At 71.0% G+C, this 22,729-nt stretch carries 23 protein-coding genes; 16 read left to right on the top strand and 7 right to left on the bottom strand.

Translation table 11 applies throughout. The annotated features are described in order from the left end of the window. The 9 genes from E1267_RS17335 to E1267_RS17295 form a co-directional block, all read left to right on the top strand. Positions 1 to 387, top strand: a 387-nt coding sequence (locus tag E1267_RS17335; protein ID WP_425465082.1) for a hypothetical protein, incomplete at its 5' end; no start/stop codon positions are given. Between the two features lie 21 nt (positions 388 to 408). Continuing rightward, the gene (locus tag E1267_RS17330; RefSeq protein ID WP_132333606.1) at positions 409 to 705 is read left to right on the top strand and encodes a hypothetical protein; all 297 of its coding nucleotides are present in this window, start codon (positions 409 to 411) and stop codon (positions 703 to 705) included. Next, positions 698 to 1,390 (top strand): GntR family transcriptional regulator, encoded by a 693-nt coding sequence (locus E1267_RS17325; RefSeq protein ID WP_132333605.1) that lies wholly within the window; start codon positions 698 to 700, stop codon positions 1,388 to 1,390. Before E1267_RS17330 ends, E1267_RS17325 begins: the two co-directional genes overlap by 8 nt. A 75-nt stretch (positions 1,391 to 1,465) precedes the next feature. Beyond that, positions 1,466 to 3,082 carry an ABC transporter substrate-binding protein gene (locus tag E1267_RS17320; protein WP_132333604.1) on the top strand — a complete coding sequence of 539 codons (1,617 nt, stop codon included), beginning with the start codon at positions 1,466 to 1,468 and terminating at the stop codon, positions 3,080 to 3,082. After that, a complete protein-coding gene (locus tag E1267_RS17315) occupies positions 3,082 to 4,041 on the top strand; it encodes an ABC transporter permease (protein WP_132333603.1) in 960 nt (319 codons plus the stop codon). The genes E1267_RS17320 and E1267_RS17315 overlap by 1 nt, the downstream gene beginning before the upstream one ends. After that, positions 4,034 to 4,900: an ABC transporter permease gene (locus tag E1267_RS17310; protein WP_132333602.1), complete on the top strand. Its 867-nt coding sequence runs from the start codon at positions 4,034 to 4,036 to the stop codon at positions 4,898 to 4,900. The genes E1267_RS17315 and E1267_RS17310 overlap by 8 nt, the downstream gene beginning before the upstream one ends. Beyond that, positions 4,897 to 5,862, top strand: a complete 966-nt coding sequence (locus tag E1267_RS46420) for an ABC transporter ATP-binding protein (protein ID WP_132333601.1) — start codon at positions 4,897 to 4,899, stop codon at positions 5,860 to 5,862. The genes E1267_RS17310 and E1267_RS46420 overlap by 4 nt, the downstream gene beginning before the upstream one ends. Next, the gene (locus tag E1267_RS46415) at positions 5,859 to 6,827 is read left to right on the top strand and encodes an ABC transporter ATP-binding protein (RefSeq protein ID WP_246063977.1); all 969 of its coding nucleotides are present in this window, start codon (positions 5,859 to 5,861) and stop codon (positions 6,825 to 6,827) included. The genes E1267_RS46420 and E1267_RS46415 overlap by 4 nt, the downstream gene beginning before the upstream one ends. Positions 6,828 to 6,877: 50 nt before the next feature. Beyond that, positions 6,878 to 8,662 carry a gamma-glutamyltransferase family protein gene (locus E1267_RS17295; RefSeq protein ID WP_220449527.1) on the top strand — a complete coding sequence of 595 codons (1,785 nt, stop codon included), beginning with the start codon at positions 6,878 to 6,880 and terminating at the stop codon, positions 8,660 to 8,662. A 289-nt stretch (positions 8,663 to 8,951) separates the two neighbouring features. Here E1267_RS17295 and E1267_RS17290 read toward each other — a convergent pair whose 3' ends face one another. The 3 genes from E1267_RS17290 to E1267_RS17280 all read right to left on the bottom strand — a co-directional run bounded on the left by E1267_RS17290 (position 8,952) and on the right by E1267_RS17280 (position 11,937). Beyond that, a complete protein-coding gene (locus tag E1267_RS17290; protein WP_132333599.1) occupies positions 8,952 to 10,037 on the bottom strand; it encodes a carboxylate-amine ligase in 1,086 nt (361 codons plus the stop codon). An 88-nt stretch (positions 10,038 to 10,125) separates the two neighbouring features. Then, on the bottom strand, positions 10,126 to 10,776 hold the full coding sequence (locus E1267_RS17285) for a M15 family metallopeptidase (RefSeq protein ID WP_132333598.1): 651 nt from the start codon (positions 10,774 to 10,776) through the stop codon (positions 10,126 to 10,128). 12 nt (positions 10,777 to 10,788) lie between these two features. Further along, positions 10,789 to 11,937: an ROK family transcriptional regulator gene (locus E1267_RS17280; protein ID WP_132333597.1), complete on the bottom strand. Its 1,149-nt coding sequence runs from the start codon at positions 11,935 to 11,937 to the stop codon at positions 10,789 to 10,791. A gap of 137 nt (positions 11,938 to 12,074) precedes the next feature. Between E1267_RS17280 and E1267_RS17275 the strand changes: the two genes are divergently transcribed. The 4 genes from E1267_RS17275 (at position 12,075) to E1267_RS17260 (ending at position 16,764) form a co-directional block, all read left to right on the top strand. Continuing rightward, complete coding sequence (locus E1267_RS17275; protein ID WP_132333596.1) at positions 12,075 to 13,397, top strand: extracellular solute-binding protein; 1,323 nt, start codon at positions 12,075 to 12,077, stop codon at positions 13,395 to 13,397. 4 nt (positions 13,398 to 13,401) lie between these two features. Continuing rightward, on the top strand, positions 13,402 to 14,406 hold the full coding sequence (locus tag E1267_RS17270) for a carbohydrate ABC transporter permease (protein ID WP_132333595.1): 1,005 nt from the start codon (positions 13,402 to 13,404) through the stop codon (positions 14,404 to 14,406). Continuing rightward, positions 14,406 to 15,257, top strand: coding sequence for a carbohydrate ABC transporter permease (locus E1267_RS17265; protein ID WP_132333610.1), 852 nt, complete (start codon positions 14,406 to 14,408; stop codon positions 15,255 to 15,257). The genes E1267_RS17270 and E1267_RS17265 overlap by 1 nt, the downstream gene beginning before the upstream one ends. Positions 15,258 to 15,321: 64 nt before the next feature. Next, positions 15,322 to 16,764 carry a glycoside hydrolase family 3 protein gene (locus E1267_RS17260; protein ID WP_132333594.1) on the top strand — a complete coding sequence of 481 codons (1,443 nt, stop codon included), beginning with the start codon at positions 15,322 to 15,324 and terminating at the stop codon, positions 16,762 to 16,764. Positions 16,765 to 16,788: 24 nt separating this feature from the next. Here the strand turns inward: E1267_RS17260 and E1267_RS17255 are convergent, their stop codons facing one another. After that, positions 16,789 to 17,967, bottom strand: coding sequence for an ROK family transcriptional regulator (locus E1267_RS17255; RefSeq protein WP_132333593.1), 1,179 nt, complete (start codon positions 17,965 to 17,967; stop codon positions 16,789 to 16,791). Positions 17,968 to 18,076: 109 nt separating this feature from the next. Between E1267_RS17255 and E1267_RS17250 the strand changes: the two genes are divergently transcribed. Next, complete coding sequence (locus E1267_RS17250; RefSeq protein ID WP_132333592.1) at positions 18,077 to 18,526, top strand: RrF2 family transcriptional regulator; 450 nt, start codon at positions 18,077 to 18,079, stop codon at positions 18,524 to 18,526. 27 nt (positions 18,527 to 18,553) lie between these two features. Here the strand turns inward: E1267_RS17250 and E1267_RS17245 are convergent, their stop codons facing one another. After that, positions 18,554 to 19,735: an MFS transporter gene (locus E1267_RS17245; RefSeq protein ID WP_132333591.1), complete on the bottom strand. Its 1,182-nt coding sequence runs from the start codon at positions 19,733 to 19,735 to the stop codon at positions 18,554 to 18,556. An 80-nt stretch (positions 19,736 to 19,815) separates the two neighbouring features. Here E1267_RS17245 and E1267_RS17240 point away from each other — a divergent pair, with 80 nt between their 5' ends. Together E1267_RS17240 and E1267_RS17235 are read left to right on the top strand one after the other, a co-directional pair. After that, complete coding sequence (locus E1267_RS17240) at positions 19,816 to 20,397, top strand: TetR/AcrR family transcriptional regulator (protein ID WP_132333590.1); 582 nt, start codon at positions 19,816 to 19,818, stop codon at positions 20,395 to 20,397. 410 nt (positions 20,398 to 20,807) lie between these two features. After that, positions 20,808 to 21,596 carry a DNA-formamidopyrimidine glycosylase family protein gene (locus tag E1267_RS17235; RefSeq protein ID WP_132333589.1) on the top strand — a complete coding sequence of 263 codons (789 nt, stop codon included), beginning with the start codon at positions 20,808 to 20,810 and terminating at the stop codon, positions 21,594 to 21,596. On the opposite strand, the gene E1267_RS17230 is transcribed toward E1267_RS17235, so the two are convergent. Then, positions 21,593 to 21,949: a helix-turn-helix domain-containing protein gene (locus E1267_RS17230; RefSeq protein WP_132333609.1), complete on the bottom strand. Its 357-nt coding sequence runs from the start codon at positions 21,947 to 21,949 to the stop codon at positions 21,593 to 21,595. The genes E1267_RS17235 and E1267_RS17230 overlap by 4 nt on opposite strands. Before the next feature lie 286 nt (positions 21,950 to 22,235). Beyond that, positions 22,236 to 22,727: a CinA family protein gene (locus E1267_RS17225; protein WP_132333588.1), complete on the bottom strand. Its 492-nt coding sequence runs from the start codon at positions 22,725 to 22,727 to the stop codon at positions 22,236 to 22,238. Positions 22,728 to 22,729 lie beyond the last annotated feature (2 nt).

Raw genomic sequence — 22,729 nt, 5'->3', positions numbered from 1 at the left:
GGGCGATCCGGGGACGCCGGGCGGCGGGCCGTGGTGCTGGCCGCCGCCGACCCGGCCAACCCGTACGGCGCCGCGCTCCCCTGGCCCCAGCATCCCGGCGACGTCGGGCACAAACCGGGCAGGAAGGCCGGGTCCCTGGTGGTCCTGGTGGACGGCCATCTGGTGCTGTACGTCGAGCGAGGCGGCAAGACGCTGCTGTCGTTCTCCGACGACGAACGCCTGCAGCCGGCCGTCGACGCCCTGGCACTGGCCGTACGCGACGGCGCGCTGGGCAAGCTGACCGTGGAGCGGGCCGACGGGGGCTCCATCGTCGACTCCCCGCTGGCGGCGGCGCTCGAGGCGGCCGGTTTCCATCCGACACCTCGCGGGCTGCGTCTGCGCGCCTGATGCGATCGCGGCTCGGAAGCCGTGCCTGATCGCGTTCCGGGGTGGGGTGGCCCGTACTCCGGGCGCGATAAATGGGTTCTCGCGGATCTGAATGGCCGTGGTGTCTTCGTCGGCAACGGGATGCTGGAGCACTCGTGGTTCCCGGCGACGTACATGCCGTCCGGGCTGCGCCGGCCGACCGTCGTGGTGATGATGATGCTGATCGGGGCGGCGATGTACGGCACGGGCCTGTGGCTCACCTGCGCGCGAAGCGCCGCGCCGCGGCGGTCGCCGGGCCATAAAGACCGGGCTGTATACGATAAGTCGTCATATGACTGAATTGACGCTGGGCGCGACCCACCGGACCTTACGCGACGAGGTCACCAGGGAACTGCGGCGCCGTATCCTCTCCGGCGAGCTCGCCCAGGGTGAACGGCTGGTCGAGGACCGGCTGGCCGGCGCGCTCGGCGTCTCGCGCAACCCGGTGCGCGAGTCCATCCGGGTGCTGGCCGCCGAGGGCTTCATCGAGGTCGTCCCCCGACTCGGCGCCACGGTCGCGCGCCTGTCCGCGGAGGAGGGTGAGGAGCTCTTCGACGTGCGCATGGCGATCGAGGGGCTCGCGGCCCGGCTGGCGGCGCGCAAGCGCAGCCCGTCCTCCGCCGAGCGGCTGCGGCAGGTGCTCGACCGGGCCAGGGAGGCGGTGGACGGCGGGCGCCTTGAGCAGGTGGCCGACCTCAACACCGCCTTTCATCTGGCCGTGGGCGAGGCGGCGGGCAACTCCTACCTGAGCTTGATGATGAAGCCGATGTTGCTGCGGGCGCAGTGGGTCTTCAGCCAGACCGCCGCCGCCCGGGGCCCGCATTCGTGGTCGGAACACCTGAGCATGTACGAAGCCATCGCCGCCGGCGACGAGGACGAGGCGCAGGCCAGGGCGATCGCGCACGTCGCCGCGGCACGAAGATCGTTCCTGGTGGCCGTGGGCCGTACTAGGAAACACCCGAACGATTGGAAAACGGTCAGATAACAACACAGCGTTATGAAACACTTATGAAATGTCAGGTCTTGTATACAGTCTCCTAAACGTTCCTACGGAGGCCCCATGAGACCGTCCCCCAGGCTCGTCGCGGCGCTCGCCGTCCTCCCCGTGGCCCTGGCGGGCTGCGGCGGAGGCGGATCCACCGGCACACCCGCCGCACCTCCTTCCATCGCCGACGCCACCACCGACAACCGGCCGGTCAAGGCTGGCGGCACGCTCAACATCGCGCTCAACGCCGACCCCGACGCACTCGACCCGAGCTCCGCGACCACCCTGGTGGGACGCGAGGTCTTCGCGAACATGTGCGAGAAGCTCTACGACATCGACGCCGCCTCCGCTCTCGTGCCCCAGTTGGCCGCAGCGCTGCCGGAGGTCTCCGACGACGGCAAGGAGGTGACGATCAAGCTGCGTGAAGGCGTGAAGTTCAACGACGGTACGCCGTTCGACGCCGAGGCGGTCAAGAAGTCGCTCGACCGGCACCGCACCTGGAAGAAGTCCGCTCGCAAGGCCGACCTCGCCCCGGTCGACAAGGTCACCGTGGTCGACCCCGCCACGGTCAAGCTCACGCTGTCGCAGGCGTTCACCCCGCTGACCTCGCAGCTCGCCGACCGCGCCGGCATGATCATGTCGCCCAAGGCGCTGGACGAGGCGGGCGACAGCTTCGGCGCGAGCCCGGTGTGCGTGGGGCCGTTCCAGTTCGCCGGCCGTACGTCCGGCAGCGAGATCGTGCTGGAGAAGGCGCCCGACTACTACGACGCCGCCAAGGTCAAGCTCGACAAGCTCGTCTACAAGATCATCATCGACCCCAACGTACGGGCGGCGAACCTGAAGTCCGGCGACGTGCACGTGGCCGACCAGCTCGCCACCACCACGGTCAAGGGTGTGCAGGCCGACCCCAACCTGAAGGTCGTGGCGGGGGGCGGCCTCGGCTACTACGGCGTCACGATCAACATCGGCAACGCCAACGGGGCCACGGAGAAGTCCGGCCCGGTGGACACGGCACTGGGCAAGAGCCCGCAACTGCGGGAGGCGTTCGAGCTGTCCCTCGACCGCGAGGTGATCAACAAGACCGTCTACAACGGCCTGTACGAGGCCGACTGCTCCCCCTTGCCGCTGGACAGCCCCTACCGGACGCAGGACCCGCAGTGCTCGAAGCGCGACGTCGCCAAGGCCAAGCAGCTCGTGCAGGCCTCCGGCGTGCCGACGCCGGTCCCCGTGAGCCTCAACACGCCCAACGACGCCACCAACATCCGCCTGGCGCAGGTCATCCAGCAGATGGCCAAGGAGGCGGGCTTCGAGGTGAGCGTGAAGACGGGCGAGTTCGTCAGCAACCTGGAACAGGGCAAGGCCGGCGACTTCGACGCCATGCTGGTCGGCTGGTCGGGCCGGGTGGACCCGGACGGCAACCTCACCGGCATGGTCACCACCGGCGGCGCCAACAACTACAGCGGCATGTCCGACCCGGGCATCGACGACCCGGTCAAGGAGGCGGCCGCCGAATCGGACACCGCCAAGCGGACCGAGCTCTACAGCAGCGCCACGAAGAAGCTGGCCGAACTGCGCGGAATCGTGTACCTCTACCACAACAAGTACTACCTGGGCACACACAAGGACGTCGCCGGGGTCCGGTACTTCAAGGACGGCCTCCCGCGCTTCGCCACCGCCGGGTTCACCTCCTGATGCTCTGGTTCATCCTCCGGCGCTGCGGGTCCGCGGTGATCGTCATGTTCCTGGGCAGCGTTCTGATCTTCCTGGGGATCAGGGCGCTGCCCGGCGACCCGGCCACCGTCATGGCGGGGCAGGAGGCCTCGCCCGAGGTGGTCGAGGCCATCCGGCAGGAGTTCGGCCTGGACAAGCCGCTGCCCGCACAGTACGTCGACTACATCGGCCAGACCCTGACCGGCAATTTCGGCCGCTCCACGCAGGACCAGCTCCCGGTGATCGACATCATCGCCGAGCGGCTGCCGGTGACGCTGGAGTTGTCGGCCCTGGCGATGCTGGTCGCGATCGTCATCGGCGTGGGCGCCGGCATCGTGGCGGCGGTGCGCCGAGGCAAGGTCGCCGACTACGTCGCCACGGGGTTCGGCCTGGCCGGGTTGTCGGTGCCGCACTTCTGGCTGGGCCTGCTCGCCATCCTGCTGTTCGCGGTCACCTGGCAGGTGCTGCCCGCCTCGGGCTACGTGCCGTTCACCCAGGACCCGGGCGAGAACCTGCAGCGCATGATCCTGCCCGCCCTCGTGCTCGGCACCGGCTTCGCGGCCATCCTGATGCGGCAGACCCGCTCGGCCATGCTGGGCGCGCTGTCGGCGGACTACGTCAGGACCGCGCGGTCCAAGGGCCTGTCGGAGGCGAAGGTGGTGGGCGCGCACGCGCTGCGCAACAGCCTGACGACCGTCATCACCGTGCTCGGCCTGCAGCTCGGCGCCCTCATCAGCGGCGCCGTGGTGACCGAGCAGATCTTCGTGATCCCCGGGTTCGGCAAGCTGACGGTGGACGCGGTGCTGACCAGGAACTACCCGGTCATCCAGGCCGTCGTCCTGATCACCGTGATCGGCTACGTCGTCGTCAACCTGCTGGTCGACATCGCCTACGCCTTCCTCAACCCGCGCATCAGGCTGTCGGGGGGCTCTCATGACTGAGCATGCCGTCGCCGCGGGCAGGGCCGCCCGCAGGCGCAGGTTGTGGCGGCGGTTCCGGCGGCGGCCGATGCCGATGGCCGGGCTGGTGCTGGTCGTGGGCTTCGTCCTGCTGGCCCTGGCGGGGCCGCTGGTCGTCGGCGACCCGGCCGCGCAGGACTACCTGGCCACGCTGGCCCCTCCGTCGCCCGCGCACCTGATGGGCACCGACGACCTGGGCAGGGACGCGTTCGCCAGGATCGCGCACGGCGCACAGGTGTCGCTCCAGGCCGGGGTGCTGTCCACCCTGCTCGCGATGGCCGTGGGCATCCCGATCGGGCTGGTCGCCGGCTTCTACCGGCGCTGGCTCGACCCGGTCGTGATGCGGCTGGTGGACGTGACGCTGGCCTTCCCCTTCCTGGTCTTCGCGGTGGGCCTGGCGGCGATCATCGGGCCGTCGCTGAAGGGCGTGGTGCTGGCGCTGGGCTTCGCCCAGTTGCCCGCCGTCATCCGCATCACCCGGGGCGAGGTGCTGGCGGTCAGGGAGATGGACTACGTGGCCGCGGCCGTCGCCGACGGCGCCGGCGACGGGCACATCATCCTCAGGTACGTGCTGCCCAACTGCGCCAGCCCGCTGATCGTGCAGGCCACGGTGGCGATCCCGACGGCCATCATCGGCGAGTCCACGCTGTCGTTCCTCGGGCTCGGCGTGCAGCCGCCGACCCCCTCGTGGGGCGTGATGCTGACGACCGCGCAGCAGTACCTCAGCGACGCGCCGTGGCTGGCCATCTGGCCAGGGCTGATGATCGCGCTGGCCACGCTCGGCTTCAACCTGCTCGGCGACGGGCTGCGCGACGTACTGGACCCGAGGAGCGGCCGATGAGCCTGCTGGAGATCACCGACCTGACCGTCGGGTTCGACACCGAGGACGGCCTGGTGCAGGCGGTCAGGAACATCTCTCTCACCCTGGACGAGGGCGAGATCCTGGCGTTGTGCGGCGAGTCCGGCTGCGGCAAGTCGGTCACCGCGATGTCGGTGCCCCGGCTGCTGCCGCCCGACACGACCCGCTTGTCCGGCTCGGTGACGCTGGACGGCCGCGAACTGACCACGCTGCCCGAGCCGGACATGCGGCACGTACGCGGCAAGGACGTCTCGGTCGTCTTCCAGGAGCCGATGACCTCGCTCAATCCGTCGTTCAGCGTCGGCTACCAGATCACCGAGGTGCTGCGCCGGCACGAGGGCCTGTCGCGGCGGGCGGCCGGCGAGCGCGCGCTCGCGCTGCTGGAGCTGGTCGGCATCCCGGCGCCGGCGCGCAGGATGAAGGAATATCCGCACCAGCTGTCAGGAGGCATGCGGCAGCGCGTGATGATCGCGATCGCGGTGGCCTGCTCGCCCCGCGTGCTGATCGCCGACGAGCCGACCACGGCGCTCGACGTGACGATCCAGGCGGGCGTGCTGGACGTGTTCCGCGACCTGCGGGACCGGCTCGGCACGGCGATCATCCTGATCACGCACGACCTGGGCGTGGTGGCCGACATCGCCGACCGGGCCGTCGTCATGTACGCGGGCCGTGCCGTGGAGCAGGCCACGGTGACCGAGCTGTTCGCGAACCCGCGGCACCCGTACACACTGGGGTTGATGAAGGCCCTGCCGACGGCGGCGGTCGGCGGCCGGCTGGCGGAGATCCCCGGCATGGTCCCCTCGCCGCTGTCCGACCCCGACGAGTGCGCCTTCCACGACCGCTGCCCGCGTGTCCAGACCGACTGCCGTCTGTCACGGCCCCAGCTCGTACGCCAGGCGGAAGGCCATCTGGCGGCCTGCTTCCACCCTGGAGGTCAGTCGTGATCCTGCGCATCGACAACCTGGTCAAGCACTACGGCCAGGTGCGCGCCGTGGACGGGCTGTCACTGGAGATCGCCCACGGCGAGGTGCTCGGCCTGGTCGGTGAGTCCGGCAGCGGCAAGTCCACGGTCGGCAAGTGCGTGCTGCGCCTGACCGACCCGACCGCGGGCACGATCGAGCTGGCCGGCCGCGACATCACCCGCCTGTCGCGCCGGGCCATGCGCCCGCTGCGCAGGGACATGCACATGGTCTTCCAGGACCCCTTCTCCTCGCTCAACCCGCGCTTCACGATCGAGCAGATCGTCGGCGAGCCGCTGCTGCGGCACAAGGTGGCCGACCGCCGGGGCGTCTCGGAGCGGGTCTCGGCCATGCTGGAGAAGGTGGGGCTGCGGCCGGAGATGCGCTCGCGGTTCCCGCACGAGTTGTCCGGCGGGCAGCGCCAGCGGGTGGGGCTGGCCAGGGCGCTCATCCTGGAGCCGAAGCTGGTGGTGGCCGACGAGCCGGTGTCGGCGCTGGACGTGTCCGTACAGGCCTCCGTGCTCAACCTGATCACCGACCTGCAGCGGGACATGGGCTTCTCGTGCCTGTTCATCACACATGACCTGTCGGTCGTGGAGTTCCTGGCCGACCGGATCGCCGTCATGTACCTGGGCAAGATCGTGGAGTCGGGTCCGAAGGCCGAGATCTTCGCGGCGCCGCGGCATCCGTACACGCAGGCGCTGTTGTCGGCGGCCCCGGTCGCCGATCCGGTGCGGCAGCGTGAGCGGCGCAGGATCGTGCTCGGCGCCGACGTGCCGAGCCCGGTCGACCCGCCCTCGGGATGCCGCTTCCACACGCGGTGCCCGCTGGCGTACGACGCCTGCCGCACCGACGAGCCCCCCTTGACCGACACGCGGAGCAACGGGCATCCGGCCGCGTGTCACCTCATCACGGCGGACCGCATCCCCGACGCGGCCGCTCATCGTTGAAGGAGAATGGTTTGTTCACCACCAGGCCTGAGCTGTCCGGCGACTTCGGCATGGTCGCCAGCACCCACTGGCTGGCCTCCGCCGCCGGCATGAGCGTGCTGGAACGCGGCGGCAACGCCTTCGACGCGGCCGTGGCCGCGGGGTTCGTGCTACAGGTCGCCGAGCCGCATCTGAACGGCCCGGGCGGCGAGGTGCCGATCCTTCTGTGGAGTGAGGCCGACCAGAAGGTGTCGGTGGTGTGCGGCCAGGGCGTGGCGCCGGCCGCGGCCACGATCGAGCACTACACCGGGGTCGGCCTGGACGTGGTGCCCGGCACGGGGCTGCTGGCGGCGACCGTGCCCGGGGCGTTCGGCGGCTGGATGCTCATGCTGGAGCGCTGGGGCACCTGGTCGCTGGCCGACGTGCTGGCCCCCGCGATCCACTACGCCGAGCACGGCGTGCCGGTGCTGGACCGGATCTCCGCCACGATCGAGTCGGTCGCGGGGCTGTTCACCGACGACTGGCCGACGTCGGCGGCGACCTGGCTACCCGGCGGCGCCGCGCCCGCGCCGGGCTCGAAGCTGGCCAACCCGGTGCTGGCCGCGACGTACCGGCGGCTGGTCGCGGAGGCCGAGGCGGCGTCGAGCACCCGCGAGGGGCAGCTCGCCGCTGCGAGGAAGGCCTGGTACGAGGGCTTCGTCGCCGAGGCGATCGCCGAGTTCAGCACCAAGACGGCCTGGCGCGACAGCTCCGGCGAAGTGCACGGCGGGCTGCTGACCGGCGACGACCTGGCGGGCTGGGAGCCCTCGGTCGAGGATCCCGTGAGCTTCGACTACCGCGGGCACACCGTGTGCAAGACGGGGCCGTGGGGACAGGGCCCGGTGTTCCTGCAGCAGCTCGCCCTGTTGTCCGGGTTCGACCTGGACGCGATGGGCTACCTGAGCGCCGACTACGTGCACACGGTCACCGAGGTCGCCAAGCTGGCCTTCGCCGACCGCGAGGCCTGGTACGGCGACGCCGGCGTACCCATGTCGGACCTGCTGAGCGAGGCGTACAACGCCGAGCGGCGCGCCCTCGTCGGTCCGGGGGCCAGCATGGACCTGCGGCCCGGTTCCCCCGGCGGGCGGACGCCCAGGCTGCCCGACCTCCCCGCACCCGGCATCTCCAGCAGCGCGCCCGGCGTCTCCGGCGCCCGCGCCCCGCAGGGGGTCGGCGAGCCCACGGTCGCCAAGAGCGCGGGCGGCGTGGAGGTGACCTCCGCCGACGGCACGGTCAGGGGCGACACCTGCCACGTCGACGTGGTCGACCGGCACGGCAACATGGTCTCGGCCACGCCCAGCGGCGGCTGGCTGCAGAGCTCGCCCACCATTCCCGCGCTGGGCTTCTGCCTGGGCACGCGGGCGCAGATGTTCTGGCTGCAGGAGGGCCTGCCGGCGTCGCTGCGTCCCGGTACGCGGCCGCGTACCACGCTGTCGCCGTCGTTCGCGCTCAGGGACGGCCGGCCGTGGCTCGCCTTCGGCACGCCGGGCGGCGACCAGCAGGACCAGTGGAGCCCGAACTTCTTCCTGTCCGTCGTTCACGGCGGGCTGAACCTTCAGGAGGCCATCGACGCGCCCATGTTCCACACCGAGCACTTCCCCAGCTCGTTCTTCCCGCGCGGCTCGCGCCCCGGCGTCCTGCACGTGGAGGACCGCCTGGACCCGGGCGTCGTCGCCGAGTTGCGGCGGCGCGGGCACGAGGTGGAGGAGCAGGGCCCGTGGTCGCTCGGCAGGCTCAGCGCGGTCGCCCGTGACGGCGCCTTCCTCAGGGCCGCCGCCAACCCTCGGGGCGCGCAGGGCTACGCCGTCGGCCGGTGAGGTGCCTGACCGACGGGAAGCGCCCTCGTCGCTGACGGCGTGCGGGCCGGCTCGACGGGCATGAGCTGAAGGCCCACAGAGGTGATGTCGCGAGGAGCCACGTCGCACACTGCCGCGGCGGGTAGCGCGAACCGAGCAGGTCGTCGCGCGCCAACCGGCGGTAGGTGTGGGGAAGGCGCTTGTGGAACAGGCGATACAGCGCCCGGTGCCACAGCGGCGGGCGCTCCCGCAGGCGCAGTGCGACACCGCCACGTACGACGTCTATTCGAACTGGGCCACGCGACCATGACTACGCGACCGTCGCCTCGATCAGGTCGTCCACCACCTCGGCAAGGTCGTTGCCCCGGGAATGCACCCGGCGCTGGCGCATGGCTCCCGAGCCCTGGCGCAGCAGCCGGTCCAGGCCCTCCTGCACGAACGTCAGGTCACCCGCCTCGGTCAGCGCCGGGCGTACGTGCTCCAGGAGGCGACCGGCCATCACCGGGGCGGGGACGAGCGTGCCGTGCCGCACGTCCATGCTGTCGCCCAGCAGCCCGTCGCGGGCGGCCCGCCAGTAGGCGGCGCGCAGCACCTCGGTGGGCACCGGCAACCCCCTGTCACCGCGCCGGACGGCCTCCAGAGAGGTCACGACCAGGGCGCGGATGAGCCCGATCAGGGTGAGGCTGTCGGCCACGTCGAGGGGCACGTCGGCCACCCTGATCTCCACGGTCGGCAGCTGGGGCGACGGGCGGGCGTCCCAGTAGACGGTCTTGGCGTCGAGCAGCGCGCCCGACTCCGCCAGCGAGCGCAGCGCCAGCTCGTAGTCGCGGTACGACGGGAAGTAGGGGGGTGCGCCGGAGACCGGCCAGCGGCCCCAGCTGATCACCCGCCACGACGCGTAGCCGGTGTCGCGTCCCACGAAGAACGGCGAGTTGGCGGCCAGCGCGATCAGCGTCGGCAACCATGGCCGCAGGTGGTTGCCGACGTAGACGGCGTGCTCCTCGTCGGGCACGTCCACGTGGACGTGCAGGGCGCAGATGCTGATCTCGTCCTGTAGCGCGCGGTAGAGCACCCTGCCCTGGAGGTATCGGTCGTCGTCGGTGAGCGGCGGCTGCATGACGTTGCCCAGGACGGGGATGCCGCTCGCGACGACGGCCAGCCCGCACCTGCGGGCCGCGTCCGCCACCTCCTTGCGCACGGTGCGCAGTTGCGAGCCCAGCTCGCTCAGGTCGGCGGACGGCGGCGTGCGCGCCTCCACCTGGAATCGGGTGATTTCTTGCACCACGTCCAGCACGTCCGTGGCCGCGGCCAGGACTTCGGCCGCTCGGGGAGCCACGTGGCGGGTGCGGGGATCGACGACGAGGTATTCCTCTTCGATCCCGATCAACGGAACCATGCCCACACCTCGTTGGGGAGTCCAAAAGTCTCCGTACGAAGTTGTGCCCGTACCGTGCCCTGGGGGAAACCCGTCCGGCAGGTGCTTGTCAGATGGGTCCGTAGAGGGCGTAAGGGGCGTGTGTGGCCATGGCCCAGTAGCGGTCACCGTAGGACCAGTGCCACCACTCCGTGGGGTAGTTGACCAGGCCGACCGGCTCCAGTGCGGCGGCCAGGAGCTTGCGGTGGGCGCGGGCGTCGTCGGAGATGTTGGGGGCGGCGGTGTAGCAGGCGCCTTCGCTCTGCTCGGGGTTGTCGTTGACCTGCGTGCCCATGTCATGTTCGGCGCCCTTGGGGGAGCACAGGGTCAGGTCGACGGCGGCGCCGGCGGTGTGGGGGGCGACCTCGACGGGTGAGACATAACGACTCGCCGCGACATAGGACTCGTCGGGCGACATGTCGGGGAATGCCGCCTGCAGCTCCGCCCGGTACCCGTCGAAGATCCGCCGCTGCGTCGCGATCGGACGGTAACCCTCGACGATCAGCAGGTGATAGCCGTCGGGCAGCAGGGTCTCCGCCTTCTCCAGGCGGTCGAGCAGGCCGGAGCGCAGGTGGGCGTACGCACCGTCGTCGTCGGCCATGCGCGTGTCCACGCGCAGCCGCCCGCGTACGTCAGCCAGCGGTTCGCCGCATTCCCGCACCGGGACGGAGGCGACACGGGGGTCCGAGATGAGCACGACATCGTTCGGGGACTGCCACATGGGCAGAAATTCTCACACAGTGTCGGAGAAAACCTGTTCCCGGGCCTGATCCAGAGCCGCCACCAGGGCCCCGCGCAACACGGGGTTGCCGGCGACCCCGGTGGTGACCACGGTGGGCCGGCTCGGGCACACGCGCGCCACCGCCTCCTGCACCTTGGCGGCCAGCCGCGCGCCGCCGGCCCTGCCGACGTCACCGCTCAGGACGATCAGCCCGGGGTCGAGCACGACGGTCACGGCGGCCGCACCCACGGCCAGCCGGAGCGCCACCTCGTCCAGATAGCCCTCGTCGCCACTGCGCACCAGGTCGGCCACGGTGTTCCCGGTCAGCCCGCGCCGCTCGGCCAGCCCGCGCAGGGCGTCGTGGCCCACCAGGCGCTGGTACGAGCCCGACTGCGGCTGGGAGACGTCGCTGGGCAGCGGCTCGCCCGGCACCGGCAGCCAGCCGATCTCGCCCGCTCCCCCGGCGATGCCGCGGTGCAGCCTGCCGCCCAGCATGACGCCGAGTCCCTGTCCGACGCCCGCCCAGATCACCACGAAGTCGTCGTGCCCGGCGGCTTCTCCGTACTTGTGCTCGGCGAGGGCGACGAGGTTGACGTCGTTCTCGATCGTCACCGAGGTGCCGAGGGTCTCGCGCAGGCTGGCCAGCACGCCGACGTGCCAGTCCGGCAGGTCGTACGACCAGCGCACGTCCCCGCTGACCGGGTCGACCACACCTCTGGTGCCGATGACGAAGGAACGCAGCCGGGACAGGCTGATGCCGGCCGCCTCGCAGGCCCGCCGCACGGCCGCGTGCACCGCCTCGACGGGATCGCGGCCGTCGGAGGGGTTGAGCGTGATCTCGACCACGGTCCGGCCTGTGATGTCCGCCACACCGACCCTGAGGCTGTCGGGCAGGACCTCGAGCCCGGCGACGTACGCGCAGGAGGGCACCACGGCGTACAGAGCGGCGTGGGGCCCCCTGCCGCCGGCCCGTTCCCCCGTGACCTCGACGAGCCCCCGCTCTTCGAGCCTGACGAGGAGCTGACCTGCGGTGACCTTGGACAGGCCGGTCCGCTCGCCGAGCTCGGCGCGGGTGAGAGGGCCGTCTCCGATGAGCAGTTCGAGCGCCGCCCGGTCGTTCAGCCGACGCAACAGCCGAGGGGTTCCCGGGTCTCGACGCATCGGCGTTTCCCCTCTCGTCACGATCGGCTAACGGGCGTTTTATTAAGGAAAGTTTCTTGTTAGTTTATCAGCATCATTCGGCATTGACGATCAGCCTGGTGCGGACCGTAGGCCGGCACCCGGGAAGGGAGAACCCTGTGAGGATCGCGAAGATCACAGCCACCACGGTCACCACGGCCGCCCTGGCCCTGGGCCTGGCGGCCTGCGGCGGTTCAAGCGAGTCGCCTGAATCCTCACCGAGCGCGGCCGCCGCGAGCGGGCCCAAGTACGCCGGCAAGACCCTGACCTTCTGGCGCCTGGGCGACACCAACCCCGACGCCCAGAAGTACACCGATGAGCTGGTCGCCGAGTTCGAGAAGCAGACCGGCGCCAAGGTGAAGGTCGAGTGGATTCCGTGGGCCCAGGTCAACGACAAGTTCACGGCCGCGGCGGCAGGCGGCACCGGCCCCGACGTCACCGAGATCGGCAACGACCAGGTCCCGCTCTGGCAGAGCCAGGAGGCGCTGGAGCCCATCACGGACATCGTGGCCTCGGGCGACCAGGCCCAGATCCCCAAGAACCTGATGGGCCTGGAGACCATCGACGGTGAGACGTACGCCGTGCCGTGGGGCGGCGGCACCCGGGCGGTGCTCTACCGCGCCGACTGGTTCAAGGAGCTCAAGATCGAGGTGCCCAAGACCTGGGACGAGCTCGTCGCCGCGGCCAAGAAGATCCAGGCCGAGAAGGGCTCCGACGTCGACGGCTTCGCCTTCAACGGCGGCTCCGACGCCAACCATCTGCTCGGCGCCCTCGCCTGGACCGCCGGCGGCGAGTACGCCGTCAAGGAGGGCGACAAGTGGGTCGGCAAGCTGACCGAGCCCGGCTTCAAAACCGGCTTCGCCCAATACACCGGCCTGGTCACGGACGGTCTGTCCAGCAAGTCGCGGCTCAACCAGAACACCACCGAGATCCGCACCCGCTTCTCCAACGACAAGGTTGGCATGTACCTCACCGCCGCGTGGGACCTCGCCGGAATCGAGGAGGACAGCAAGGGCAAGCTCAAGGGCGACAAGCTCGCGTTCTTCTCGCTCCCGTCGCAGTCGGGCGGCGAGGCGCAGTCGTTCCTCGGCGGCAACGACATCGCCGTCTGGGGCACCTCGGAGGAGAAGGAGGCGGCCAAGGAGTTCGTCAAGCTGGCCTCCGGCAAGGAATGGGGCGTCAAGTACGCCACCGACGGCGGCCTGCTCCCCGTCTATCCCGAGGCCCTCGCCAAGCTGGCCGAGGACCCGGTGCAGGCGCCGTTCGCCGCCGCCTTCGCCAAGGCCAAGGCCTTCCCCGCCGACCCGCACTGGACCGAGGCCAACGAGACCAAGGCGGTGCTGCAGAACGCCGCCCGCAAGGTCATCGAGGGCAAGGCGTCCGCCGACGAGGCGCTGGCCGCGGCCAACAAGGAACTCGAAGACATCCTCAACGCCTCCTGAGCCTATGACGAACACGTCAACGCTTCCCCGGGGCGGGGACCGCTCCCCAGCCCGGGGATCGCGCCGCCCGAACCCGCCGCGCAAGGCCAGCGGGCTGCCCGCGTGGTCCATCCCCTACGTCCTGCTCGTCCCCGGCCTGCTGGTCATCGGCGCGCTGCTGCTCTACCCGCTGATCCAGATGGCGATCATCGCCTTCCAGAAGGTGGGCCTGGTCCAGATCTCCGGCAAGAAGCCGGCCACCTGGGTCGGGCTGGACAACTTCACCGCCTTCGTCGACAACGACATCTTCTGGTCCTCGCTCCGCAACACGGTGATGTTCGCCGTGATCGCGGTGCCACTCACGCTCGTCCTCGGCACCGCCGTCGGCGTGCTGCTGCACCGGCTCGGCAAGAAGATGTCGTTGTTCGTCATCATCGGCATCATGTTCGCCTGGGCGGTGCCGCCCGTGGCGCAGGGCGTGATCTGGCGCTGGTTGTTCGACGCCGAGGCGGGCATCGTCAACTGGGCGCTCAATCTGCTGCCCGGCTGGTTCTCCACCGCCCTGTTCGGCCGGGCCGACTGGACCGGCGAACCCTGGCTCAACGACCCCTGGTCCATCTACATGGTGCTGGTCATCTGCGTGGTCTGGGCGGGCTTCCCGTTCATCGCCGTCTCGGTGCTGGCCGGCCTCAAGGGCGTGCCCGCCGAGCTGTACGAGGCCGCCAAGGTCGACGGCGCCACCCCCTGGCGGACGTTCTGGCGGATCACGTTCCCGCTGCTGAAGCCCGTGTTCGCGGTACTGACCGTGCTCTCCATCATCTGGGACTTCAAGGTCTTCTCCCAGCTGTACGTGCTGGCCGGCACCAACAACAGGGAGGCCTACAACCTGTCGATGTACGCGGTGACCGAGGCGTTCAAGGCCCCACCGAAGATGGGCTCGGGCGCGGCCATCGCCCTGGTGCTGACCGTGATCCTGCTCATCGTCACGGCTGCCTACATCCGGCAGATGTTCAAGCAGGAGGACACGTGATGACCCCGCTGGCCCGCAGACGCCTGGGCAAGGCCACCCTCAACGCGCTCGGCGTGCTGGTCTTCGCGATGGCCACCTTTCCCGTCTACTGGATGGTCTCCACCGCGTTCAAGACGAACGACCAGATCTTCACCACCGACTTCATCCCGTTCCCGACGCAGTTCACCCTCGAGCACGTGCAGCGCGTGCTGAGCGAGGGCGTGGCCGGGCACTCCATCTGGCTCTACCTGCGCAACAGCGCGATCGTCGCGCTCGGCACCATCGTCATCGGCGCCGTCTTCGCCCTGCTCTCGGCCACGGCGGTGGCCAGGTTCAGGTTCAAGGGGCGCACGCCGTTCCTCGCCCTGCTGCTCATCGTGCAGATGATCCCCGCCGAGGCGCTGGTCATCCCGCTGTTCCTGAGCGTCAAGCGGCTGGGCCTCTACGACCAGTTGCTCGGCCTGATCGTCACCCAGGTGGCGCTGACCCTGCCGTTCGGCATCTGGATGTTGCGCACGTTCGTCGCCGCGGTGCCCAAGTCGCTGGAGGAGGCCGCCTGGATCGACGGGGCCGGCCGGTTCACCACCTTCTGGAAGGTGCTCTTCCCGCTGGTGGCCCCCGGGCTCGTCGCGACCAGCATCTTCTCGTTCATCACCGCGTGGAACGAGCTCATCATGTCGCTGTACCTGATCAGCGATCCGACGAAGTACACCATGCCCGTCGCCCTGCAGTACTTCTTCGGGCAGAAGGGCACCGACTGGGGCGCCATCATGGCCACCTCCACGATGATGACCATCCCCGTCGTCGTCTTCTTCGTTGTCGTGCAACGCCGCATGGTCACCGGCCTGGTCGCCGGGGCCGTAAAGGGCTGACATCCGCGATCCGTACGGCACGACCGTGCCGTACTCCACCCTGCCTGAGAACTGATGAGGAGCCATGAGTCAGAGTGATCGGGGGCTGCGCCGTCTCGCGGCCGGCACACTGCTCGCCGCCTTCCAGGGCACCACGGCGCCCGCGTGGGTGCTGCGCGAGCTGGAGCACGGTCTGGGCGGTGTCACACTCTTCGGCTTCAACGTCGCCGAGCCCGGCCAGGCGCGCGAGCTGACCACCGCTCTGCGCGCCGCCGGTGAGCCCGTCATCTCGCTCGACGAGGAGGGCGGCGACGTGACGCGGCTGGCGTACCACGTCGGCAGCCCGTACCCCGGGAACGCGGCGCTCGGCGCGGTGGACGACGTCGAGCTGACCCGCCGCGTGCACATGGCGATCGCCGCCGAGCTGGCCGCCTGCGGCGTCAACCTCAACATGGCGCCGAGCGCCGACGTCAACACCGAGGCCGACAACCCGGTGATCGGCACCAGATCGTTCGGCACGGACGCGGAGCTGGTCGCCAGGCACACGGTGGCGGCCGTACGCGGCCTGCAGGCGGGCGGCGTGGCCGCCTGCGTCAAGCACTTCCCCGGCCACGGCGCCACCCGGGTGGACTCGCACCTCGCGGTGCCCGTCGTGGACGTCGGTCTGGACGTGCTGCGGGCGCGGGAACTCGCCCCCTTCCGCGCGGCGATCGGCGCGGGGGCGAAGTCGGTGATGACCGCGCACGTGGCGGTGCCCGCGGTGACGGGCGACGCCCCCGCCACGCTGTCCGGGGCCGCGCTGACCGGGCTCCTGAGGGGCGAGCTCGGGTACGACGGCGTGGTCGTCACCGACGCGCTCGACATGCACGCCATCACCAAGAGCGTGGGCCTGGCCGGGGGCGCCGTGCTGACGCTGGCGGCCGGCGCCGACCTGCTGTGCCTCGGCCCGCTGCCCACATACGACGACATCCAGACGATCGTCGAGGGGGTCGTCACCGCCGTACGCGAGGGCCGCCTGCCGCTGGAGCGCCTGGAGGAGGCCGCGGAGCGGGTGGCGGCGCTGCGTGCCTGGTTCGGCGCGCCGCACGAGCCGACGGCCGAGCAGAACGGCGTCGGCCTGCACGCCGCCCGCCGCGCCGTACGCCTGACCGGCGCCCCGGAACCCCTGGTCGAGCCCCTGGTGATCGAGGTCGACACTCCGCCGACGATCGCCGTGGGCGACGTGCCGTGGGGCCTGGGCCCGTGGCTGCCCGACGCGGAGATCGTCAGGGTCGGCCCCGAGGCGGCGGACGTCCCCGTGCTGCTGGCCAAGGCCGCGAACCGGTCGCTGGTCGTCGTCGTCAAGGACGCGCACCGCCACCAGGCCAGCCAGGACCTGGTCTCCGCGCTGGTGGCGGCCCGCCGCGACACGACGGTCATCGAGATGGGGCTGCCCGTGTGGCGGCCCGGCAGCGGCGCCTACATCGCGACGTACGGGGCCGGCAGGCCCAACGCCCAGGCCGCCGTCGAGCTGCTCGGCGCACGCTGACGGCCCGCGCCGGAAGGCCGGCCCTCAGGACGCCAGCAGCGCCTCGCGGGCCTCGTCGAGTGCGGCCAGCACGGCGCCGCGCAGCACCGGGTTCTGGCCGGTCACCGCCGTGGTGACGACCTGGGGGCGCACGGGGCAGATGCGGGCCACCGCCTCCTCCACCCGGGACGTGAGCGCGGCGCCGCCCGCGCCGACCTCCCCGGCCAGCACCACCAGGCCGGGGTCGAGGATCACGCACACGGCGGCCACGCCCAGGGCGAGCCGGTCGGCGATCTCGGAGAGCAGCGGCTCGCCCTCGGCGCCCGCCGCCACGGCGACCCGGACGCACTCGCCGGCGCTGCCGGCCGCGAAACCGTGGCCGCGGGCCAGCTCGGTCACCGTCTCGGCGCTGACCAGCGACTGCAGGCCGCCCGCCAGCGACGGCAGGCGCCCCGGCATGGTGCGGATGTCCTCGGGCAGCGGCACGCCGGGCACCGGCAGGTAGCCGATCTCGCCCGCGCTGCCCGAACGCCCCCTGTGCAGCTTGCCGCCGAGCATGACGGCCAGGCCCAGGCCGCGGCTCGCCCACAGCAGCACGAAGTCGTCGATCCCCTTGGCCGCGCCGTCGGCGCGCTCGGCGATGGCGGCGAGGTTGACGTCGTTCTCGATGGTCACCTCGCGCCGCAGGTCGCGGACGAGCGCGTCGTGGATGCCCTCGTGCCAGCCCGGCAGGTCGAACGCGAAGCGCACGTCGCCGCTGCGCGGGTCGACCACGCCGGGGGTGCCGATCACGACGCCGCGCAGCCTGGCCAGGCTGACCTTGGCGCTGCGGCAGGCCTTGGCGATCGCGTCGTGCACCACGGAGACCGGGTCGTCGTGACCTCGGGGATCGACGGTGACCTCGGCGACGGTGTGGCCGTGGATGTCGGCGACCACGGCCGAGATCAGCTCGGGCCCGACCTCCAGGCCGGCGACGTACGCGCTGGAGGGGATCACGGAGTAGAGGGCGGCGTTGGGGCCGCGCCCGCCGGCCTGGGCGCCGACCACCTCGACCAGACCGCGCTCCTCCAACCTGGCCAGCGTCTGCGAGGCCGTGACCTTGGACAGGCCGGTCAGGTCGCCGATCTGCCCACGCGTCATGGGACCGGTGGCCAGCAGCAACTCCAGCGCGGCCCGGTCGTTGATCTCCCTCAGCAGCCTGGGCACACCAGGGCGTCGCTCCACGCGGAAATCCCACCCGTCAATCGAAAAGGTTGTTAGAAGTTTAGCGCCGGGCACCCGTTCTGACGGCCTTGCGACCTACCGGTGTTGACCAGGAGGGATAATCAGGAACATGCGCCTTTCCGCTCGTGTCGACTACGCCCTCCGTGCCGCCGCCGAACTCGCCGCAGCCGGTGCCGGCCCGACTACTGTGGGCGAGCTCGCCAAAGAGCAGGACATGCCCCCCAAATATCTGGAGAACATCCTGCTGCAGATGCGCCGCGCCGGGCTGGTGCGCGGGCAGCGAGGGCCGGAGGGCGGCTATGTGCTGGCCCGCTCCGCCGCCGAGATCTCCCTGGCCGATGTGATCAGGGCGGTGGACGGGCCACTCGCCAACGTCCGCGGCGAGCGGCCCGAGCACGTCGGCTACCGCGGGCCCGCGGAGTCGCTGCAGCAGGTGTGGATCGCGCTGCGGGCCACCGAGCGCTCCATCCTGGAGGAGGTCACGCTGGAGCAGGTCGCCTCCGGCGCGCTGCCCGAGCGCATCCGCCTGCTCGCCTCCGACCCCGCCGCCTGGGGCTGACCGCCTTCTCGCCCGCCTGCTCATCCGTCAGGCGCGCAGCCTGGCCGCCGTCCAGAAGAGGGCGAGCGCGACGAGTTCGGCCACGGCCGCGGCGGCGGGCAGCCAGCCGCTGCCGTGCGCGTCGAGCACGAGCCCGCCGAGCGCCCCGCCACCCGACACCCCGACATAGACGGCGCTGCTGTTGAGCGCGAGCGCCTGCGGCGCCGCCGGGCCCGCCATGGCGAGCAGCCGGGTCTGCGCGGGCGGCGGGATCCACCACGACACGGCCGCCCACACCATGAGCAGCGGCAGGAGCGCGAGGAGCGCCATCGGCCGCAGGAGCCAGCAGGCGGTGAAGGCCGCCATCACCGCCGTGAACCCGGAGATCCCGATCATCAGCGCCCGGTCGGCGCCCCACCGGTCGGCGGCGCGCCCGCCGAGCTGCCCGCCCACGAGCCCGGCCAGCCCGGCCAGGAAGAAGATCCAGCCGAGCTCGGTGGGCCCGGCCCCGGCCAGGTCCCGCAGGAACGGCGCGAGATACGTCATCAGCATCATGCTGCCCAGCACGATCGCCACGATCCCGAGCAGGCCGGCCAGCACCCGAGGCCGGGCGAGCGGGGCCAGCCGGCGCCCGATGGGCATGGCCTCGGCCGGCGGCGGCTCCGGCAGCGTGAGCCTGGTGGCCACCAGCGCGCCGAGCCCCAGCAACCCGCCGACCCCGAACGTGGCCGGCCAGCCGAACGCGCCTCCCACCCATGTGCCGATGGGCACGCCCAGCATGAGGGATCCGGTCAGGCCGCCCATCACGAGTGCCAGGTAGCGTCCCTGCCGCCCTTCGGGCGCCATGGAGGTCGCGATGGCGTACGCCGCGGGCACGACGGCCGCCGCGGCGAGCGCCGCCAGCACCCGCAGGCCCATGAGCACGGCGTACGAGCCGGCGAACGCGGAGGCCCAGTTGGCGGCCACGAACAGCGTCAGGGCGCCGGTGATCAGCCCCCGCCTGGGCCAGGTGGCGCTCACCACGGACGCGACGGGCGCTCCCAGCGCGAACGCCAGCGAGAACACGGTGACCAGTTGCCCGCCCGCCGCCTCGCTGACGCCGAGGTCGGCGGAGATCGCCGGCAGCACGCCCGCGATCACGTAGTCGTCGGTGGCGAAGACGAACGTGGTGAACGCCAGCGCGAGCAGCCACGCGGGCATGCGGGCACGCTGCCGCACGTCAACGGACATGGGTATCCCCTTGATTAAGGTAACAGTTGTTTCCCAGATAGGGTAACAGTCGTCACCTCGATGACGTCAAAGGGATTCCCATGGCCAGGACCGCCGACCCGAACCGCCGCGCCGAACTGCTCGACCAGATCGTCGACTATCTGGCGGGGCACGGCCTCTCGACCCTGTCGATGCGACCGCTCGCCGAGCATCTGGGCAAGTCCACACGCGTGCTGACGCACCACTTCGCCGACAAGGAGGAGCTCCTGTCGGCCACCATGGAGCGCCTGGACGAGCGGCACCGCGCCTGGCTGCGCTCGCTGCCCGGATGGACGGGCTCCGACAGCGTGGGCACGATCATCCGGCACACCTGGGACTGGCAGTCCTCGGAGGACAACCTGCCCACCGCCCGGCTCGTGCACGAGATCGAGGGCCTGGCGGCCGGTGGGCGCCTGCGCGGCCACGTACCCCGGCTGCTGGCGGACCGGTCGGAGTTCGTGGCGGGGCTGCTGCGCGAGCGGGGAGTGCCCCGGGCCGACGCGCTGCGCATCTCCACGCTGGCCAACTCGGCCTACACCGGGCTGCAGCTCGACCTGCTCACCACCGGTGACCGCGAGCGCGTCGAGGAGGCACTGGACCAGCTCTGCGCCCTGGTGGACGAGTGGGTCGCTACATACCGGTGAACCAGAGCACGACCTCCTCCAGCTCGGCGGGCCGCCGCCGCTCTCCCGCAACGTCGGGCCGTCGACGAACTCGCTGACGACGTACGCCCGGTCGTCCAGCAATCCCGTGGTCAGGACCTGAGCGGTGCTGACCGCGGAGAGCCCGCGCAAAGGCTCCATCGCGTGCAGGAAGGGTGCGGGATCCAGCTCCGGCGGCAGCAAGCCGGATGACCACGGCCCAGCCGCCGGGCGCGCGCCCTGTGTAGACGCCGGAGCCCAGCCGCCCGGTGACCGGCCACCTCGACAGGGTCGAGGTGGCCGGTCACGTAAACCCGAGATTCTGAGATGCCGCAGTTGCCTCCCGCCACGTCCGGACCCCGATCTCATTATGGGGCGGAGGGGATGGAACGGACGCTTCCTAGACTGGAAGCATGCCCGAAGGAGACGCCGTCCACCGTACGGCCGGCCGCCTGCGCGGCGCCCTGGACGGGCGCGTGCTCACCAGGTCGGACTTCCGTGTGCCCAGGCACGCCACCGCCGACCTGACCGGGCGCGCTGTCGTCACCACGGTGTCACGGGGCAAGCACCTGCTGACCCGTGTGGAGGGCGACCTGACCGTGCACACCCACCTGCGGATGGACGGGAGCTGGCTGGTGACGCCCGCCGGACGGCGTACACCGCCCGGCGACCTGGTCAGGCTGATCCTCGCCAACGAGCGCTGGCAGGCGGTGGGGCGCAGGCTCGGCATGGTGGATCTCGTCAGGACGGATGAGGAGGCACGGCTGGTCGGGCACCTCGGCCCGGACCTGCTGGGTCCGGACTGGGATCCGGAGGAGGCCGCGCGGAGACTGCGAGCGGCGCCCGGCCGGCCCATCGGGGAGGCGCTGCTCGATCAGCGCAACGTGGCCGGGATCGGCACGATCTATCGAGCCGAAACCCTGTTTCTACGCGGGATCTGGCCGTGGCGGACAGTCGGAGAGGTCGAAGATCTGGAGGGGCTCGTGTCACTGGCGCAGCGCATCATGGCCGCCAACGCACATCATCAAGCGCCTGCGGGCACGGTCACCACAGGTGATCGCCGCCCGGCGAGCCGGACGTGGGTCTACGGCAGGGCGGGGATGCCCTGTCGCCGATGCGGCACCCGCATCAGCCGCGGGGAAATGGGGGCTGGCCCACAGGAACGGCTGATCCTGTGGTGTGCCGGCTGCCAGCCTCGTTAGGCGGCCACCATGTCCTTGACTTCGGGGAACACGGATTCGGGGATCGACCCGGGGACCGACTCCGACAGGGGCAGACGCTCGTGCTCGGGCACGTCGGCAAGCACGGGGGCAGCCTGGAGCTCCGCCAGCGCGAACTGATCGGAAACTTCACGCAAAACCTGCGAAAGGGGCACGCCGAGTGCGCCGCAGATGGATGCGAGCAGCTCGGACGAGGCTTCCTTCTGCCCGCGCTCCACCTCGGACAAGTAGCCGAGCGAAACACGTGCGAGGGTGGACACCTCGCGCAGCGTGCGTCCCTGCCGCACCCGCAATCGCCTCAGCACGTCGCCGAGCAGCTGACGCAGCAGAATCATCTGTCGCTCCCTCCCCGGCGCGGATGTCTTCACCACGCCCCGCGCGATCGGTTCGTGCCGCACATTGGACTTCTTCGCTTCGTACATACTCCTCGCCGTCATCACTGGGCGCGGCCGGCCAGGGACCGCCGCTCGTGGCGCGTCGCTAGACTCATCAGGCCCGCCTGCCGGGCGCTCGGTGCTTGCAGTTGGCTCACGGACCTCACTCACAGCTCCACCGTACCCGTATCCACCGACACAGCGTCAGACCGTGCGTCGGATGTTCGCTGGGGACGTAACACAGTAATCACCCGGAATGTTCCCCTATGTTCGCCTTCAGCACACCTGCCAGGAGATCAACCGCCTCGTCCACCGTCTCTACCCTGATACGTTCGCGTGACCCTCGCAGGCTCAACGTCCGGGCCGAAATCTGCCCGCCCGGCCCGCAGACGGCCGCGTGGACGGTGCCGACGGGCCGTCCGTCCTGGGGCTCCGGCCCCGCCACCCCTGTCACCGCGAGCCCGTACGTGGCCCCGCACACCCGGGCGACCCCCGCCGCCATGGCCGCGGCCACATCGGGATGCACGGCGCCCTCGCGGCGCAGCAGCTCGCCGGGCACGCCCAGCAAATCCCGCTTGAGGTCGGTCGCGTAGGAGATCACCCCGCCTACGAACGCCTGGGAGGCCCCGGAGACGGACGTGATGCTCGCCCCGATGAGCCCGCCCGTCAGCGACTCGGCCACCGCGACCGTCGCGTCCTGGGCCACCAGCAACCGCAACGCTCCGGCGACGTCCGCCATCG

Origin of the sequence: Nonomuraea longispora, assembly GCF_004348345.1 — a bacterium.
In the GTDB taxonomy this organism is placed as follows: Bacteria; Actinomycetota; Actinomycetes; order Streptosporangiales; family Streptosporangiaceae; genus Nonomuraea; species Nonomuraea longispora.
Note: the sequence above shows the minus strand (reverse complement) of the source record. Positions and strands in the feature narration are given on the sequence as shown.